Origin of the sequence: Leifsonia poae (assembly GCF_050632195.1) — a bacterium.
Lineage (GTDB): Bacteria > Actinomycetota > Actinomycetes > Actinomycetales > Microbacteriaceae > Leifsonia > Leifsonia poae_C.
The window spans coordinates 905,549-922,299 of the sequence record NZ_CP192580.1; the positions used below are offsets into that span (position 1 = coordinate 905,549).

Genomic DNA, 16,751 nt, shown 5'->3' on the forward strand with positions numbered 1-16,751 from the left:
GTCAGCCGACGATCTTGCCGAGCACCTCGTTGAGAGCTTCGGTCGAACTCGGGTGCGTGTAGATGGCGTTCCTCAGCGTCGTGGCGGTCACCCGCTGCCGCATCGCCAGCGCAATGGTGTTGATCACTTCTTGCGCATCGATGCTGAGGATCGCCGCTCCGAGGATGAGGTCGGTGTCGGCATCCAGGATGAACTTCATCACTCCACGCGTCTCCTCGACCGTGTATGCGCGAGGCATCGCGACGATGTCGGCGACGTTCTCCCGAGCAACCAGGATGTTCAGGCCGCGCTCGCGGGCCTCACGTTCGGTGAGTCCCACGGTCGCGAGCGGGGGAGTGATGAAGAGCGTCTTCGGCACCGCGACCCGGTCGTCGGTGCCCCGTTCACCGTCGCCGAGTAGCTGGTCGATCACGATGCGCGCGTCGTCGAGTGAGACGTACGTGAACTGCGGTCCTCCGTTCACGTCGCCCAACGCGAAGATGTGCGGCTGGGTCGTGTGGAGTTTCTCGTCCACGACGATCGTGCCGCGTTCGGTCGTGTCGACGCCGGCCCTGCCGAGGTCGAGCGTCTGTGTGGCGGCACGACGTCCGGTCGCGGCGAGGAACGCATCCGTCTCGACTGTGTGCATGTCGCCGCCATTTCGGTAGCTGATGGTCGCCGAGCCTTCTCCGTCACGAACCTCGGTGACCTCGGCGCCCGTCACGACGGTGATTCCGTCTCCGATCAGGATGCCCGTGGCCACGTCGGCAACGTCCTCGTCCTCGCGCGGCAGCAGTCTGTCGGCCGCTTCGAGAATCGTCACCTCGGATCCGAACTGGCGGTAGATGGAGGCGAACTCGAGTCCGAGGTAGCCGCCCCCGATGATGACGAGCCGCGCCGGCAGATCCTGGGCCCGGATCAGGTCGGTGCTGCTCACTAGGTGAGTACTCGTGCGAACTCCTGCGATGTCGGGGAGGATCGGCTCCGATCCCGTGTTGATCAGGATGGTCGGAGCGGTCACCGTGATCGTGTCCGAGCCCTCGCCGACGGCGATCGTGTGCGAGTCGATGAAGCGTGCGTGCCCCGTGATCACCGTCGCCGTGTCCTTGCCGTCCAGCGCCTCGAAGTTGCCGGCGCGGAAGGCGCTCGTCAGCGCACGGACGCCCTCGATCGAGTTCGCGAAGAACTCCTGGGCCTCGTCCTCCAGTCGCTTCGAATTCGAGTAGTGGACGAGCATCTTCGTCGGCACGCAGCCGACATTCGGGCAGGTTCCGCCGTACATGTCCTCGGACTGCTCGACGAGGATCACGCGCTTGCCGGCATCGGTGAGGGCGTGTGCTGCGGTCTTGCCGCCTTTGCCGAATCCGATCACGAGGACGTCGGCGCTGAGTGCTGTTGTCGTTTCCATGTGTTGAGTTTGCGCGCTCGTGAATGATACAAATAGGCATACCGGTATCAATAAACTGCCCGAAAGTCTCACATTGGATGACATCAGCAACCTTCTGAGAATGGCCCGACTCGAGGCGACCCTGGAGAAGAGGTGTCTTCTCGGAGCAGCGACCCGCATGGACGTGAGCCCCGGAGCGGAACGCGAGGTGCCGTTCCACGTGCTCCTCGAGGGCGAATGCCGGATCGAGGTGGGGGAGCGCTCTACTCGATGAGCGCCGGAGACGTAGTGATCATCCCCGCGGGCGTCGGCCATCGGATCATCACCGCGGGTGCCGGCGAACGCCCCACGTCCGAGGTGGCTGGCAGGACTTTCGCGATGACGACGACGGAGGGCGGGGCGACCCCGGTCATCGACCTGTTCTGCGGTCACTACACGATCAGTGCGGGAGCGGGCGACATCCTCTTCGGCTCCCTCCCGACGCCGACGCGAGTGTCCCTCTTCGAGACGTCGGAGGGGAAGGCGATCCTCCTGCAGCTGAGCGCACTGATGCGAGCTGAAGCCGAGCGCGACGGTGCTGGCACCGCAGCGATCATGTCCGCGTTCTGCACCGTGCTGATGGCGCTGGTGTTGCGCACCCCGGTCGGTGCGGGAGCGCACTCGAAGCTCTGGACTGCGATCCCCGACCCTCGGCTCAATAGAGTCGTGCAGCGAATCATGGATGCGCCAGGCGATCAGTGGTCGATCGACCGCCTGAGTCGGGAAGCCTCGATGTCCCGGGCGACGTTCATCCGGCGATTCAGTTCGAGCACCGGGATGACCTTCGGTCAGTTCCTGTCGCGGGCGCGCCTGATGTGCGCGGCAGAGTTGCTGACGACGTCGGACCTGACCGTCGCCGCAGTGGCTGCGCAGGTGGGATACCAGTCGGAGTCGGCCTTCACCCGTGCATTCCGAGCCCAGGTCGGCCAAACGCCAGCGCGCTTCCGGAGATCGCAGGAGGCTACCCGACCGGTCGTGCCGGTTTAGGGGTGCGTGCCTACAAGCCGTCAGTCGCGGGTTCCGACACGCCGAAAACACGCGCGACACGCCGTGGATCGACGCGCTGCAGTGGCTCTGGATCGCGGAAATGTCGGTGGTTCCCGCTAAATTCAAGGTGAGCCCAAAAAAGTTCGAAAACACTACATGTAGTGGAATGACAAGAGTGTCATTCGGGTTATATAGTGGGTGAACACCGCACGAAGCGGTGACCAAGACTTCAAGGGAGGCCATCATGGACTACGAAAACAGCGACAGCGTTGGCGGCTACTCGGTTCCCGTCGACCCCATGGACCTGCTGCAGTGCGACAGCTGCCAGTAAGGCGCTAGCACCGAGCACGAGAACCCCGGCAGCCGCAAGGCCGCCGGGGTTCTCCCGTTAACGCACGTCCCCGCATCCGGACCCTGCTGGGGCGAGGGAACAGCATCCGTAGAATGGTCGGGTGCCAGTGAACCCAGAGTTGCAGGGGCGGGCGTTCGCGCCGGTCAGCCCCTACCTTGTCGGCCGGGAGAAGATCCGCGAGTTCGCGGCGGCCGTCTACGCCACCAACCCGCTCAGCTTCGACGTCGACGCCGCGCGCGCCGCGGGCTATGCCGACCTCGTGGCCCCGCCGACGTTCCCGATCGTCGTGCAGGAGCGCACCCTCGCGCAGCTGCTCGCCGAAGAGGACTCAGGGATCGACTTCAGCCGCGTGGTGCACGGCGACCAGCGCTTCACGTACTCGCGTCCCATCGTGGCCGGCGACGAACTCACCGCAACGCTCGCGGTGACCAGCGTCAGGACGCTCGGCGCCCACTCGATGGTGACCGCCGAGTCCACGATCGTCGGCGCCGACGGCGAGCATGTCGTAACCGCCACGTCCACCCTGGTCGTCCGAGGAGACGAGTGATGCCCGAGTTCGACACCCTTACCGTCGGCGATGTCGTCGCCGAGCGCGTGACTGCGATCACCCGTGAGTCGCTCGTGCGCTACGCGGGCGCGTCCGGAGACTTCAATCCCATCCACTACCGCGACGACGTCGCCACGGCTGTCGGTCTGCCGGGTGTGATCGCCCACGGGATGCTCACCATGGGTCTCGCCGTGCAGCCCGTCGTCGACTGGGCCGGCGACCCGTCGCTCGTCTCGGACTACCAGGTGCGGTTCACGCGACCGGTCGTCGTCGACCCAGCTGACGGCGCATCCGTCACCATCACCGCCAAGGTGGGCCAGCTGGATGCGGAGGAGAACGTCGCCCGCATCGACCTCACCGTCACATTCAACGGCGACACAGTGCTCGGCAAGGCGCAGGTGCGCGTCTCGCTTTCGCGATGACCGAGCTCTCGTCCCTGACCACCATGCAGGTCGGCGGCGCGCCCGAGAATCTCATGGCGCCCGCAACCCGCGACGAGCTCGTCGCGGCCGCTCGTGAGGTGTGGTCGGAGGGCGGCGACTGGCTGCTGCTCGGCGGCGGCTCCAACACCATCGCGAGCGACGACGGATTCGCGGGCACGGTCATCCGGATCGTCACCCGCGGCGTCGAACGCCTCGAAGCGCCCGCCGGCACGGTCCGACTGCGCATTCAGGCGGGGGAGCCGTGGGATGAGCTGGTCGCGCACACCGTGCGCAACGGCTGGTCGGGCGTCGAGGCGCTGTCGGGCATCCCTGGTTCCACCGGTGCTGCTCCCGTGCAGAACATCGGCGCCTATGGCCAGGAGCTCGAGTCGAGCCTGCTGGGGGTCGAGTTCCTCGACGAGGCGACGCACGAGGTCCGCTGGATGTCGCGCGCCGACCTGCACCTCGGCTATCGCACGTCTGTGTTGAAACAGGGGATGCGCGGGGTGGTGCTCTCCGTCGACCTCGAGCTCGCCGACGGCAACGCACCCGGCGGACTCGGAGCTCCGCTCAGTGCGCCCGTCGCCTACGCCCAGCTCGCCGACTCACTCGGCGTCGCGCTCGGCTCGCGGGTGCCCGTCGCCGAACTGCGCCGGTCGGTTCTCGCGCTTCGCGCATCGAAAGGCATGGTGCTCGACCCGAACGACCAGGACACGGTCAGCGCGGGATCCTTCTTCACCAATCCGATCGTGTCTGAGAACTTCGCGCGGTCCCTGCCCGCGAATGCGCCTCGGTGGCCCGTCTCACCGGCCGAGCCCGACACGGTTCTCGGTCTCGGTGCGGGCGGCGTGCATCCCCTCGACATCCCGCAACTGGCCGACGGGCCTTACGACGTCAAGCTCAGCGCTGCGTGGTTGATCGAGCAGTCGGGCATCCGCAGGGGCTTCTCGCTTCCCGGATCGCGTGCTGCCGTATCGAGCAAGCACACGCTCGCTCTCACCAACCGCGGCGGGGCCACCGCGTCGGAGATCGTTCAGTTGGCGTCGTACGTGCAGGCGCGCGTGCAGTCCGAGTTCGGCGTGCTGCTGCAGCCGGAGCCGATCCTGGTGGGGGTCGCCCTCTAGTCGCGCGCCTGGGCCTTGTGGCGTCGTCCTCTAATCGCGCCTGTTCTGGAGCGACCCGCTCTTTAGAATGGCCACATGGCCGCCACCTCGACCCGCATGCTCGTGCTGGGCGTGGTGCGCCTCTTTCGCCGGCGAACGGCTACCAGCTGCGTCGCGAACTCGTCTCGTGGAACGTCGACTCGTGGGCCAAGGTCAATCCCGGGTCGATCTACTCCATGCTCGCCACGCTGACCAAGCAGGGGATGCTGGAGGCGACCGCGCTTCCCGAAGGCGGCCGAACCGTCACGGTGTACACCCCGACACCCGCCGGGATCGAGGAACTCGACCGGCTCATCCACGACGGGATCCGCACCGTCACGGCGATGGACCCGACCGGTTTTCGCGTGGCCTTGAGTTTCGCACCCCTGCTCGAACGAGGAGTGTTCGCTGGCCTCCTCGAAGACAGGCTGCAAACGGTCCGCGGGGGAGCGGACGGGTTGGCGGTCGAGGCCGAGCGGATTCTCACAACCCAGTACGCGCCGCCGCATGTCGCATATTCGTTGGGCTTGGAGGGCTGCCTCCTCGCCGCAGAGGCCGAATGGATCGAGGACCTGCTCACCGTCGTGCGCGACGGCGGCTTGAACTTCGCCGGCGAAGACGGCGGCTGGGTAGCTCCGCCGGAGGATGCCGGATGGGAAATGGCGCACGAGAGCGCTCGGTACCGCGAGCAGCTCGAACGGCTGCACGCGATCACGGCGGAATCGCATGGGAAGTCGGCCTAGCGTCAGTCTCGTCTACTGATTTTAGTCAAACTTGACTAATCAATTTTGACTAATCTGGTCCCACCGCTTGCGTGCGCACAACTTCGCGATATATCGTGAGTCCGGTCAATCACGATATATCGCGATTCATGATCAACGCGTCAACAGTCACAGACTCATCCAACCGAAGGGATCCACGGTGATTCACGCCAGAGGGCTCGCCCGCACATTCGACACCAAGCGAGGCAGGGAGAAGGTCGCGGTCAAAGCGGTCGCGGGCGTCGACATCGACGTCGAGGAGGGCGAGATCGTCGGCTTCCTCGGTCCGAACGGAGCCGGTAAGACGACGACGCTCCGCATGCTGACCACCCTGCTGAAGCCCACGACGGGCACCGCGACGGTCGCCGGTTTCGACCTCGCCAAAGACCCGATCAACGTGCGCAAGAGCATCGGCTACGTCTCGCAGAGCGGTTCGACCGCATCCGAGGCCCGCGCGGGCGAAGAGATCGTCGACCACGGACTGCTCTACGGAATCACCGCGGCGCAGGCCACGCGCCGCGGCAAGGAACTGTTCGAGCAGCTCGACCTCGACGGGATGTGGGCGCGCCAGCCCAAGACGATGTCCGGCGGCCAGCGCCGCCGGCTCGACATCGCGATGGGACTCGTGCACGATCCGAAGCTCGTGTTCCTCGACGAGCCGACCACGGGCCTCGACCCGCAGGCTCGCGCCAACCTCTGGACGCACATCTCCGACCTGCGCACGAAGCGTGGAAGCACGGTGTTCCTCACCACGCACTACCTCGACGAGGCGGATGCGCTCTGCGACCGCATCCTGGTCATCGACCACGGCTCGATCGTCGCCTCCGACACTCCGGATGCTCTGAAGCGTCAGGTGGCCGGCGACCTCATCGAGCTCGTACTCCACGATGAAGCACAGGTCGGCATCGCGGCCGAGCAGCTCGGCCGTCTCGGTGACGCGGATCCGGACGTGAAGGATCGCGTCGTCAGCGTTCGCGTGCCCAACGCCGGTACCGAGCTCCCGCCGCTGCTGCGCTCGCTCGACGCCGCCGGTGTGGCGCTGGCGGCCATCGAAGTGCGCCGCCCGACGCTCGACGATGTCTTCCTCACGATGACCGGCCGTTCGCTGCGCGAAGACGCCTGAGCCGCGCACCCCGTCGCCACTGACTTTCACGACTTCTAAGGAACGACCATGACTTTCGCAAACCAGACCTGGATCATCTTCCGGCGCCAGATGCGCCTCGCCCTCCGCAATCCCGCTTGGGTGATCATCGGGCTTGCTCAGCCGGTGCTCTACCTCTGCCTCTTCGGACCGCTGCTCGAGCCGTTGGCCGCACAGATCGGAACCGACAACGCGTACACATTCTTCGTGCCGGGTCTCCTCGTGCAGCTCGCCCTGTTCGGCGCCCTGTTCGCGGGCTTCGGACTGATCTCGGAATGGCGTGAAGGCGTCATCGAGGCGGAACGCGTCACGCCTGCCAGCCGCACGGCACTCCTGCTCGGTCGCGTCGGCCGCGACCTCGCCCTGTTGACCGTGCAGGGCCTCGTGCTCGTCGCCCTCGGCTTCGCGTTCGGCCTCACCGGGTCCATCCCGGGCATGATCTTCGGACTCATCCTCACCGTGCTGCTCGGCGGCGCGTGCTCCGCATCGTCGAACGCCCTCGCGCTGACGACCAAGAGTGAGGATGCACTCGCCCCCATCCTGAACAGCATCTCGCTGCCCGTGCTTCTGCTGTCGGGCATCCTGCTGCCGATCAGCACTCAGACCGGTGCGCCGCAGTGGCTCGTCACCCTGAGCGACTTCATGCCGATCAAGTACATCGTGAGCGGGATCCGCTCCACTTTCACGGGTGACTTCTGGACCACGACCGTGCTCTGGGGCGTCGTCTGGACTCTTGTGCTGTTCATAGCCGGACTGTGGGTGGGCACGCGCACCTTCCGCAAAGACAACGCGTAGGTCGCTGGCTGGCCGTCGGCCCGCCTGTTCGTAACTCCGGAGCTTTGGTCGTTTTCGGCAGCAAGACTCCGTCATAACGGAGTTCCCGCCGGCGTGTCGGCCGAAGTCTCCGGAGTTACGAACCGACCGGGTTAGGCGTGTGGCCCCTGCACCATCCGCCGAATCGCCTCGGCCGGCACCTTCGGCACCCGCGCGTCCGTCACCAGCCCGTTCGTCTCCTGCCCGGTGTCGGCCAACTGCGTGTAGCAGAAGCCGGCGAGCACCGGGCTCGCCAGCGTCGCCTCGATCAGGGCGCCGACCCGGGATGCGAAATCGTCGGCGTTCTCGGCGGCCGAGTACCCCCACGCGCCGTCCACCGACCCCGCGCGGTCGACGAAGGACACCCCGCCGAACTCGGTGAGCATCACGGGCGCGTTCGGATCGCGGTCACCGGCCACGATCATCCGGCGACCGGCGGGGCCGAGTCCGCCGAGCATCCGGTCGACCGACTCCTCGCTGCCGTACCTCGAGGCGACGACCGGTCCCGACGACTCGTAGTCGTGAATGCTCAGGATGTCTGACCCGACATGCTCCCAGCCGTCGTTCGAGATCACGGGGCGCGTGGGGTCGAGTGCCTTCGTGAGTTGCACGAGCGCGGCGGCGTAGTCGCGCATCCGTCGGTCGTGGGCTATGTGCTGCACTCCCCAGCTCTCGTTCGTCGGCACCCAGGTGACGATCGACGGATGCGAGTAGTCGCGATCGACGATGGCCGTCCACTCCGCCGTCGTGCGGCGCATCGCGAGGTGGGTGAACTCGTAAGCGGCCGGGGCCTCGCCCCACACGAGCAGGCCCAGCTTGTCGGCGAAGAAGAGGAACCGGGGGTCCTCATACTTCTGGTGGATACGGGTCGCGGTGAATCCCAGGTCCAGGATGAGCTGCGCCTCGGCCCGCAACATCTCGGTCGTGGCCGCGAGGTGGGTCGTCGGCCAGTAGCCCTGGTTGAGCACCGAGCGCACGTAAAAGGGTCGGTCGTTGAGGAGAAAGCGGCCGTCGGCGACGGCGACAGACCGCAGACCGAGGTAGGAGTGGACGGTGTCGACGGTGCCCGCGGTCAGGGTGACGACCGCATCCACCAGTCGGGGATGCTCGGGCGACCACAGCAGGTGCTCGTACGCCTGCCCGTTGCGCTGCTCCGGGAGCGGGATGCGCACCTCGATCTCGCGTCCGACGGCCGACGTCGACACGCGGCCGACCGACCGGCCCTCGTAGTCGAGTGCGATCGAGAGCTCCGAACCGGCGGGGGCAGGCCGGTTCAGGCGTACCCGGGCGTGCACACTCGCGTCGACCACATCCGGAGTCCAGTGGATGCGCTCGATCGCGACCGGCGCAACCGCTTCGAGCCAGACCGGCTGCCAGATGCCCGTGGTGCGGTGGTACCAGATCACGTGCGGATCGAGCAGCCAGTCCTGCTTGCCTCGGGGCTGCGAGAGGTCGGCCGGATCGTCTTCTGCGCGAACGACGACGGACGTTCCGGCGGGGGAGTCGCCGAGCAGGTCGGTGATGTCGAACGAGAACGGTGAGCCGCCGCCCTCGTGCGTTCCGGCGAGCGAGCCGCCGACCCAGACGCTGGCGCGATAGTCGACCGCGCCGAAGTTCAGGATGAACCGGGTCCCGTCGCCGTGGCCGACCGCAGCGACGTCCTGAGCGGTGAGAGTGCGGCGGTACCACACGACGGGGTGGAAGCCGGTGTCGCCGATGCCCGAGGCGGGCGACTCGGGCGGGAACGGCACGACGATGGTCCGGTTGAAGACGTCGGTGACGGTGTCGGCGAACCATGATTCGCGCAGGCCGGCATCCTGATCGTCGTAGGCGAATTCCCACTCGCCGCCAAGGTCGCACCAGTGCTCTCGCACGAGTTGCGGTCGGGGGTAGGTTCCGTCGAGGGTGCTGGCGCGGTTCAAGGTCATGCGCACTATCGTGCCCTACATTTGCAGCGCTGTAAATGCGAAGACGATCACGCCTCGGGTGCGCTCTCCCGCTTGACGAGGTCGAAGTCGACGAGCTCGTGGCGTCCCATCGTGTCGAGTCCATCGATCCGCTCACGCAGCATCGTCAGCGCTCGGGACGCCAGAGCGGTCATGTCGGGGGCGATCGTCGTGATGCTCGGAAAGGTGACCCACGTCATCTGGGTGTTGTCCCAGCCGGTGATCGCCACGTCTTCGGGAACCTTCAGGCCGCGCTCTTGCAGCGCGCGGAGGGCGCCGATGGCGGCGAGATCGTCGCGACACATGATGGCGTCAACGGCCAGCCCGGCGTCGAGGGCGGCGCCGACCGAGCGGGCCGAATCCACCGGCGAGACGGACTGCGAAGGGATGAGCAGCGCAGGATCCGCGGTCAGCCCCGCCTCCTCGAGGGCGGCCTGGTAGCCGGCGATGCGCAACTCGGACGTGCGAGAGAGCGCTGTCCGCTCATGGCCGGCGAAGGCTACCCTCCTGCGTCCCAGGGAGAGGAGGTGTCTCGTCGCTTCCCGCGCTGCGGCGACGTTGTCGATCATGACGCGGTCGATTGTGACCGGAGCCGCGCCCTCGCCGAGGATGACCATCGGGATGTCGCTGCGAGTCTGCGCGAGTTCGGCCGAACTCATCCTGCTGGGTTGAAAGATCATCCCGTCGACGAGCCCGGCTTCGCCGCTCGAGACCACGGCGCGCTCGCCCTCGAGCGTGCCATCCGTCTCTTCGAACAGCACCCGGTAGCCCTGTTCGGCCGCGAGTGACGAGACGCGTCGCGCGAGTTCGGCGAAGTAGGGGACGGAGACGTCCGCGAAGGCCAGCGCGATGAGTCCGGTTCGGCCCGTGGCGAGGCGTCGGCCCAGCACGTTCGGGCGGTAGCCGAGCTCCGCGATGGCGTTCTGCACGCGCTCGCGCATCTTCGCGCTGACGTGGGGATAGTCGTGGACGACGTTCGAGACGGTCTTCATGGAGACGCCGGCCAGGTCGGCCACGTCTTGCAGGCGCACCCCGCTCATGCCGCCTCTTCTCGTGTTCGTCTGACCCGTCGATCGATGAGTCGATCGATTGTAGCGCTGCAAATCGCGTTTCTCGGTTCTCCACAACCCTGACTTCTCAACAGATTCAGGCCTTCACCGGGGACTGCCGGTGGCCTCTGAAACGATGGAGTCATGAGCACCACCAGAGAACAAGCCCTCGCCACGCTGCGAGCCCTCGTCGGCCGAGACGACGCCGAATTCCACGACGGCCAGTTCGAGGCGATCGCGGCCCTCGTCGACGAGCGGCGGCGGGCACTCGTGGTCCAGCGCACCGGATGGGGCAAGTCCGCGGTGTACTTCGTGGCGACCATGCTCTTGCGTGCTCGCGGTGCTGGGCCGACCATCCTGGTGTCACCTCTCTTAGCGCTCATGCGCGATCAGGTGGCTGCGGCCGAGCGCGCCGGCGTGCGGGCGGTCACGCTCAATTCGGCCAACCGCCACGAGTGGGAAGACGTCACGCAGGCGCTGCGTGACGACACAGTGGATGCGCTGCTCGTCTCGCCCGAGCGGTTGAACAACCCGGAGTTCCGCGATCAGTATCTACCGGCGCTCATCGCTCGAAGCGGCCTACTGGTGATCGACGAGGCCCATTGCATCAGCGACTGGGGGCACGACTTCCGCCCCGACTACCGGCGCTTGCGCGACCTGATCGCTGGGATGCCCGACGGCGTGCCCGTGCTCGCCACGACCGCAACGGCGAACGAGCGCGTCGTGGCCGACGTTGCCGAGCAGATGGGCGCAGGGGCGCACAATGACGTTCTCACCCTGCGAGGTCCGCTCGCCCGAAAGTCGCTACGGCTGGGCGTGCTGACGCTTCCGGATGCGGGTGCCCGCCTCGCGTGGCTGGTCAGCAACCTCGGGGCGCTCCCGGGCAGCGGCATCATCTATGCGCTTACGGTGTCGGCCGCAGAAGACACTGCGAGACTCCTGCGCGATGCGGGGCACGAGACCTTCGCGTACACCGGGCAGACGGATACGGCGGAGCGCGAAGAGCTCGAGTCGAAGCTCAAACGCAACGAGGTCAAGGCGCTCGTGGCGACGAGCGCGCTCGGAATGGGGTTCGACAAACCCGACCTCGGATTCGTGGTGCACCTGGGCGCTCCCTCTTCGCCCGTCGCCTACTACCAGCAGGTCGGCCGGGCGGGCCGAGCGACCGACAACGCTGACGTGCTGCTGCTGCCGGGACAGGAAGACCAAGCCATCTGGGACTACTTCGCGACCGTATCCATGCCCTCGAAACCCAAAGCGGGTGCCGTTCTCAGCGCGCTCGGTACCGAGCCTCAGTCGACGCGCGCGCTCGAGAGCCAGGTCGACCTCAAGCCCTCCACCCTGGAGCTCCTCCTCAAGGTGCTCGACGTGGACGGTGCCGTTCGCCGGGTGCCCAAGGGATGGGTGTCGACGGGCGAGGAGTGGCGATATGACGAAGAGCGATACGCGCGGATAGCAGCCGCCCGTCTGGCCGAGCAACGGTCGATGCTCGCCTATGAGACCACGGACGAATGCCGCATGACCTTCCTGCAGCGAGCGCTCGACGATGCCGGAGCGCAGCCCTGCGGTCGATGCGACAACTGTGCCGGCGCCTGGTACCCGAGCGAGGTCGCGTCGGGAGCAGCAGCCTCGGTCGCCACCGCCCTCGACCGGGTCGGCGTCGAGATCGAGCCACGCAAGCTGTGGCCCACTGGCGCCGATCGGCTCGGGGTGCCCGTGCGCGGCAAGATCACGCCCGAAGAACTCCTCGCGCCGGGCCGCGCTCTCGCCCGGCTGACCGACCTCGGCTGGGGCGGTCCGCTTCGCGAGCTTTTGGACGCAGATGCGGAGGACAGAGCGATTCCGCCTCAGGTGCTCGCCGCCTGCATCCGGGTCCTTGCGGACTGGAAATGGGACGAGCGACCGGCAGCGGTCGTGAGTATGCCGTCGCGCCGTCGACCGGAGTTCGTCACGTCGCTCGCGCGAGGGTTCGCCGACGCTGGACGCCTGCCGTACCTCGGCTCGATGGAATCGGTGGGTGGGGGCCCGACCGGCGGACCCGGCGGCAACAGCGCCTTCCGGCTGTCGTCGGTGTGGGAACGATTCGGAGTCGGCTCGCTGGAGCTCCCGGTCGGGCAGCCTGTGCTGCTTGTGGACGACCTGGTCGACAGCCGCTGGAGTGTCACCGTCGCCGGGCGCGAGTTGCGTCGCGCCGGCGCGTCAGCGGTGCTCCCGTTCGCGGCGGCACTTCGCAGCTGACCGCGCCGGAATCGTGCATCCGGCGTGCTGCGCTGACGGCTCAGCGGTCCTTGCGGATCCAGCGGAATGTCATGCGACAGACGATGAGGCCGACCACCAACCAGATGGCGAGCACGAGCGCGATCAAGCCGAGCTGCCAGCTTCCGCTGGGCTCCTGGGCTTCGAAGCTGGCGGGGAGGAAGACGCTGCGCATCCCCTGGGCGATCCATTTGAGAGGAAAGATGCTCGCGATGTTCTGCAACCACTCGGGAAGGAGATTGAAGGCGAGATAGACGCCCGAGATGAACTGAAGAATCAGGACGATCGGGATGATGACGGCCGTAGCACTCTTGCCGGTGCGAGGAACCGACGAGAGCGCGATGCCGAGTACGGCGGAGGTGACGATGCCGAGCAAGTAGATCCAGACGAAGCGCAGCCACAGAGCTGGATCCGTCGGCAGGGCGACACCGAAAGCCACTCGGGCCACCAGCAGCAGGATCAGGATCTGCAGCACGCTGGTGACGATGACCTGGCCCATCTTCCCGAAGAAGTAGGACACGACAGGAAGCGGTGTACCGCCGAGACGTTTCAGGGTGCCGTCGCTCTTCTCCATGGCGATGTCGACCGCCAGGTTCTGCACACCGCTCAGCAGGATGCCGGCTGCGATCATCCCGGGCAGATAGTACGCAGCCTGTGTGATGCCGCCCGTGCCATCCGGAGCCGCGCCAACGTTGCCGAGCCCCTGGAACGCGACCGAGAAGATCCCGAGCATGACCACGGGAAAGAGGAAGGTGAAGAAGATCGTGTCGCCCTGACGAAAATAGACGGCGACCTCGTAGCGCACGCGATTGACGCCCAATCCCACGGTCCTCATGCGCGGCCTCCGATGCCGGCACCGCTGCCGGTGCCGATCGCGCTCTCGGTCGCTTCGCGCACGAGGTCCAGGTAGATGTCCTCCAGGCTCGGGCGGATCACCTCGAGATCACGGGGCTCGCCGCCGAGCTCGGCCGTGAGGCGCGCCACCAGCGCGGCCGGGGCATCCGTTCGCTCGGATCGCGACTGCCCGTCGCGGTCGCGCCACCGCACGATCGGAATCCGGGCATCCTGACCGCCGATCGCGTCGACCTCGCCGATGTCGATCAGCTCGCCGTTGGCGATCACCGCGACCCGGTCGGCCAGTTGGGCGGCCTCGTCGAGGTAGTGCGTGGTGAGCAGGATGGTCGTGCCCTCCCGCTTGAGGCCGCGGATCAGCTCCCAGAAGTCGCGTCGTGCCTCGGGATCGAACCCCGTCGTCGGCTCATCGAGAAACAGCAGCTCGGGCCGTCCGATCACGCCGAGTGCCACATCCACTCGCCGTCGCTGACCGCCCGATAGATTCTTGATCCGCGTCTTGGCCTTGTCGGCGAGCCCGACGGCGGCGATGACCTCCTCGACGTCCCGCGGGTTCGGATAGAACCGGGCGAAATGCGTCAACTGCTCACGAACGCTCACGTTGCCGGCCTCGCCGCTCGACTGGAGCACGATCCCGATCCGTGCCTTCCAGTCGAGGCGGCCCTTGTGCGGGTCGATTCCGAGGACGCTGGCCTCGCCGCTGCTGCGATCGCGGTACCCCTCGAGGATCTCGATGGTCGTGCTCTTGCCTGCCCCGTTCGGTCCCAGCAGGGCGAAGGTCTCGCCGGAAGCGATATCGAAAGTCACACCGCGGAGGGCCTCGAAAGATCCGTACTCCTTGCGGAGCTCGCGAACCGAGACGGCGGGAGACGGCGAGGTCATGTGACCATCATGCCCGCCGCTTGCGCTGAGCGCTCCTCACCACCGCCAACAACGCGAGAATCAGGATGAACACCCCGACTGCAATGACGGCCAGCGTCCAGAAGCCCCCGGGCGTCAGACCCGCCACCCAGCTGTCGAAGGCAGCCTGACGCTCGTGCGACGACACGATGAAGAGCACGAAACCGGCGATCGCGACGAGGATCGCTCCCCACACGATCCCGCCCCAACGCACGTGGGGCCGGGTCGACACATTCGCGGCGTACGCGTTTGCGGTGTACACGGCGCTGGGAGCCCATGCGCCCTCGGGTGCCTGGGTCGCCTCCGCCGCCGGTGTCGGCAGCGTCGGGTTCTCGTCGCTAGTACTCATTGTCCGGCTCCCTCGTTCTGCTCGGGGTCGTGGATCTGAACGGTCAGTTCTCCGGTCTGCTCGACGCGCAGGATCGTGTCGGGTGTGCCGCCCGGACCGACGTGGACGTGAATCGTGCAACTACCGGACCGGTCGGCCGGGCAGCTGTGCTGTACCGAGCGTCCGGTCGACTCATCGACGACGAAGAGGCTTCCTCCGTGCAGCTGCGCCACGACCTCAAGGGTCAGGTCGGACTGCATCGTGGCTGTTGTCGTCCCTGCGCCCTTGACGAGGTCGACGACCGGCGCTTTGGGGAACGAGGCCAGCCCGGGGTCGAGTGTCAGGTCGGTGTACCCGTACGGCTGAGCGATGCTCTCACTGCTCGACACCGTCAGGTTCGCTCCGTCCAGCACGACCAGCCGATCGCGAGGGATGAGTGCGCTCACGATGGTGACCACGGCCAACACGATGCCGAAGAAGATGAGAGCGCCGCTGCGCCGCTTGGCGACCCCGGCGATCAGTGCGGCGAGCCCGAAGACCCCGGTCGCGACCGCGAACGCCGCCGTGAGGCTGTACTCGGGGAGATCGGTCATCTGCCACAGTGCCTGCGTCAGGGCGGCGCCCACGAGAGCCAGTCCGACCACGGCCCAGCCGACAGCTGCGCCCACCCGGGGGTTCGCCGCCCGGCGAGCCGCGCGTTCGGCACGTGCCCGAGCCGCCATCGCAGCGGACTGTGCTCGCAGCTCTGCCGAGCGCTGAGCCTTGACCGCTCGCATGTCTTCGTTGAGGCGCTGCTTCCACTGTGCGTGCTCCGCCTGCCAGGCGGCGTGGCGCGCCTGCCAGTCGGCAACATCCTGAGTCGACGCCCCGACGGTCGGTGCAGGCGGCTCGGTCGGTTCGGCGGTGGTGTCGAGGGATGGGGTGAGCGGCACAGTCGCGTCGGCTCCCGCCGTGGCGTCTTCCGTGTTCGAAGCGTCGGAGTCCGACGACGCCGTGCTCGCGTCATCAGGCGCTGTCGTCCCGGAGGCCCGGGCAGCGAGTGTTGCGGCTCCCGCTGCTGCTGCAGCTCCCGCTGCGGCTGCAACTCCCGCTGCGGCTGCAGCGGTCGCCGCGGTCGAAGTCGGAGGAGTGGCCGAATCCGTCGAGGCCGGCTCGGCCGTGGACGAGGCAGGGCCCGCGGTCGCCGACGGTGCAGCGGTGGCCGTGCCCGCGAATCCGGACCAAGTCCCTCCCCGCCGTGAGGCGATGATCACCAGCGCGACCAGGGCCCCGATGACGATGAGGGTCCAGACGACGCGTCCGACCACGTCGCCCCAGGATGCGGTGCCCCAGAATCCACCGCCGGCCCACCACAGTCCCTGCGCCATCGGGAGGAGCGAGAGCAGTGCCATCGCGCCAATGCCGACGATTGCAGGCTGGAAGTCGCCCTCGATGAGTCGCTGCAGGTGGATGCGGTTCTCCCGATCGGGGAGGAGCGCCCATGCCGCCGCATAGAGCAGCAGCGCTGGAGCGCCGAGGATCGCGGCCACGACGACGATGCCGCGCACGATGATCGGGTCGATGCCGAGGCGGTTGGCGATCGCGGCGCAAACACCTCCGATCCAGCCGTCCGTGCGAACGAGGCCGAGACCGCGCAGCCAGTCGAAGAAACGGGTGCCGCGTCCTGAGAGTCCGGTCTGCGGTCCGTCGTATGGCGATGAGGGCGTACCCGCACCGGAGTACGGCGGTGGTGGCGGAGGAGGCGGTGGCGTCGAATCGTGCTGTGACATGCTTCGATCGTGGCCCCACGGCCGGGGCGCTGCTATGGGGTATCACCCTGACCGGCCCCTGATTCATCAGAGCTGGGGTGT

Annotated in this window: 15 protein-coding genes and 1 pseudogene; 9 read left to right on the top strand and 7 right to left on the bottom strand. The window is 67.1% G+C overall.

Translation table 11 applies throughout. From position 1 onward, the window contains the following. Position 1 precedes the first annotated feature (1 nt). Positions 2-1,387, bottom strand: coding sequence for a dihydrolipoyl dehydrogenase family protein (locus ACQ86A_RS04690; RefSeq protein ID WP_431279453.1), 1,386 nt, complete (start codon positions 1,385-1,387; stop codon positions 2-4). Positions 1,388-1,487: 100 nt separating this feature from the next. Here ACQ86A_RS04690 and ACQ86A_RS04695 point away from each other — a divergent pair. The 8 genes and pseudogenes from ACQ86A_RS04695 to ACQ86A_RS04730 form a co-directional block, all read left to right on the top strand. Continuing rightward, a pseudogene (locus ACQ86A_RS04695) lies at positions 1,488-1,945 on the top strand (cupin domain-containing protein); the annotation flags it as partial. Positions 1,946-2,137: 192 nt separating this feature from the next. Continuing rightward, positions 2,138-2,392 (top strand): helix-turn-helix domain-containing protein, encoded by a 255-nt coding sequence (locus ACQ86A_RS04700; RefSeq protein WP_431280366.1) that lies wholly within the window; start codon positions 2,138-2,140, stop codon positions 2,390-2,392. Between the two features lie 452 nt (positions 2,393-2,844). Continuing rightward, positions 2,845-3,291, top strand: coding sequence for an FAS1-like dehydratase domain-containing protein (locus tag ACQ86A_RS04705; RefSeq protein WP_431279454.1), 447 nt, complete (start codon positions 2,845-2,847; stop codon positions 3,289-3,291). Beyond that, positions 3,291-3,713, top strand: a complete 423-nt coding sequence (locus tag ACQ86A_RS04710) for a MaoC family dehydratase (protein ID WP_431279455.1) — start codon at positions 3,291-3,293, stop codon at positions 3,711-3,713. The genes ACQ86A_RS04705 and ACQ86A_RS04710 overlap by 1 nt, the downstream gene beginning before the upstream one ends. Continuing rightward, a complete protein-coding gene (locus ACQ86A_RS04715) occupies positions 3,710-4,837 on the top strand; it encodes a UDP-N-acetylmuramate dehydrogenase (protein WP_431279456.1) in 1,128 nt (375 codons plus the stop codon). The genes ACQ86A_RS04710 and ACQ86A_RS04715 overlap by 4 nt, the downstream gene beginning before the upstream one ends. Before the next feature lie 17 nt (positions 4,838-4,854). Further along, the gene (locus tag ACQ86A_RS04720; protein WP_431279457.1) at positions 4,855-5,598 is read left to right on the top strand and encodes a PadR family transcriptional regulator; all 744 of its coding nucleotides are present in this window, start codon (positions 4,855-4,857) and stop codon (positions 5,596-5,598) included. A gap of 178 nt (positions 5,599-5,776) precedes the next feature. After that, positions 5,777-6,739, top strand: coding sequence for an ATP-binding cassette domain-containing protein (locus ACQ86A_RS04725; RefSeq protein WP_431279458.1), 963 nt, complete (start codon positions 5,777-5,779; stop codon positions 6,737-6,739). Positions 6,740-6,787: 48 nt separating this feature from the next. Continuing rightward, on the top strand, positions 6,788-7,552 hold the full coding sequence (locus tag ACQ86A_RS04730; RefSeq protein WP_431279459.1) for an ABC transporter permease: 765 nt from the start codon (positions 6,788-6,790) through the stop codon (positions 7,550-7,552). A 131-nt stretch (positions 7,553-7,683) separates the two neighbouring features. Here ACQ86A_RS04730 and ACQ86A_RS04735 read toward each other — a convergent pair whose 3' ends face one another. Together ACQ86A_RS04735 and ACQ86A_RS04740 are read right to left on the bottom strand one after the other, a co-directional pair. Next, positions 7,684-9,498 (bottom strand): glycoside hydrolase family 2 protein, encoded by a 1,815-nt coding sequence (locus ACQ86A_RS04735; RefSeq protein WP_431279460.1) that lies wholly within the window; start codon positions 9,496-9,498, stop codon positions 7,684-7,686. A gap of 47 nt (positions 9,499-9,545) precedes the next feature. Further along, on the bottom strand, positions 9,546-10,556 hold the full coding sequence (locus tag ACQ86A_RS04740; protein WP_431279461.1) for a LacI family DNA-binding transcriptional regulator: 1,011 nt from the start codon (positions 10,554-10,556) through the stop codon (positions 9,546-9,548). Positions 10,557-10,709: 153 nt separating this feature from the next. On the opposite strand from ACQ86A_RS04740, the gene ACQ86A_RS04745 reads away from it, so the two are divergent. Then, on the top strand, positions 10,710-12,803 hold the full coding sequence (locus ACQ86A_RS04745; protein ID WP_431279462.1) for a RecQ family ATP-dependent DNA helicase: 2,094 nt from the start codon (positions 10,710-10,712) through the stop codon (positions 12,801-12,803). Positions 12,804-12,843: 40 nt separating this feature from the next. Here ACQ86A_RS04745 and ACQ86A_RS04750 read toward each other — a convergent pair whose 3' ends face one another. Genes ACQ86A_RS04750 through ACQ86A_RS04765 form a run of 4 tightly spaced genes read right to left on the bottom strand, consistent with a single transcriptional unit; the run spans position 12,844 to position 16,670 of the window. Then, positions 12,844-13,656, bottom strand: a complete 813-nt coding sequence (locus ACQ86A_RS04750; RefSeq protein WP_431279463.1) for an ABC transporter permease — start codon at positions 13,654-13,656, stop codon at positions 12,844-12,846. Then, positions 13,653-14,555 (bottom strand): ABC transporter ATP-binding protein, encoded by a 903-nt coding sequence (locus ACQ86A_RS04755; RefSeq protein WP_431279464.1) that lies wholly within the window; start codon positions 14,553-14,555, stop codon positions 13,653-13,655. Before ACQ86A_RS04755 ends, ACQ86A_RS04750 begins: the two co-directional genes overlap by 4 nt. Before the next feature lie 7 nt (positions 14,556-14,562). Continuing rightward, positions 14,563-14,922 (bottom strand): hypothetical protein, encoded by a 360-nt coding sequence (locus ACQ86A_RS04760; protein ID WP_431279465.1) that lies wholly within the window; start codon positions 14,920-14,922, stop codon positions 14,563-14,565. Continuing rightward, on the bottom strand, positions 14,919-16,670 hold the full coding sequence (locus tag ACQ86A_RS04765; RefSeq protein WP_431279466.1) for a PspC domain-containing protein: 1,752 nt from the start codon (positions 16,668-16,670) through the stop codon (positions 14,919-14,921). The genes ACQ86A_RS04760 and ACQ86A_RS04765 overlap by 4 nt, the downstream gene beginning before the upstream one ends. Positions 16,671-16,751 lie beyond the last annotated feature (81 nt).

What these genes read in the sequence shown, in the direction of transcription:
- ACQ86A_RS04755 (WP_431279464.1), bottom strand. Translation starts at nt 14,555, where the DNA reads ATGACCTCGCCGTCTCCCGCCGTCTCGGTTCGCGAGCTCCGCAAGGAG.
- ACQ86A_RS04750 (WP_431279463.1), bottom strand. Translation starts at nt 13,656, where the DNA reads ATGAGGACCGTGGGATTGGGCGTCAATCGCGTGCGCTACGAGGTCGCC.
- ACQ86A_RS04700 (WP_431280366.1), top strand. Translation starts at nt 2,138, where the DNA reads ATGTCCCGGGCGACGTTCATCCGGCGATTCAGTTCGAGCACCGGGATG.
- ACQ86A_RS04740 (WP_431279461.1), bottom strand. Translation starts at nt 10,556, where the DNA reads ATGAGCGGGGTGCGCCTGCAAGACGTGGCCGACCTGGCCGGCGTCTCC.
- ACQ86A_RS04745 (WP_431279462.1), top strand. Translation starts at nt 10,710, where the DNA reads ATGAGCACCACCAGAGAACAAGCCCTCGCCACGCTGCGAGCCCTCGTC.
- ACQ86A_RS04730 (WP_431279459.1), top strand. Translation starts at nt 6,788, where the DNA reads ATGACTTTCGCAAACCAGACCTGGATCATCTTCCGGCGCCAGATGCGC.
- ACQ86A_RS04690 (WP_431279453.1), bottom strand. Translation starts at nt 1,387, where the DNA reads ATGGAAACGACAACAGCACTCAGCGCCGACGTCCTCGTGATCGGATTC.
- ACQ86A_RS04710 (WP_431279455.1), top strand. Translation starts at nt 3,291, where the DNA reads ATGCCCGAGTTCGACACCCTTACCGTCGGCGATGTCGTCGCCGAGCGC.
- ACQ86A_RS04735 (WP_431279460.1), bottom strand. Translation starts at nt 9,498, where the DNA reads ATGACCTTGAACCGCGCCAGCACCCTCGACGGAACCTACCCCCGACCG.
- ACQ86A_RS04715 (WP_431279456.1), top strand. Translation starts at nt 3,710, where the DNA reads ATGACCGAGCTCTCGTCCCTGACCACCATGCAGGTCGGCGGCGCGCCC.
- ACQ86A_RS04765 (WP_431279466.1), bottom strand. Translation starts at nt 16,670, where the DNA reads ATGTCACAGCACGATTCGACGCCACCGCCTCCTCCGCCACCACCGCCG.
- ACQ86A_RS04760 (WP_431279465.1), bottom strand. Translation starts at nt 14,922, where the DNA reads ATGAGTACTAGCGACGAGAACCCGACGCTGCCGACACCGGCGGCGGAG.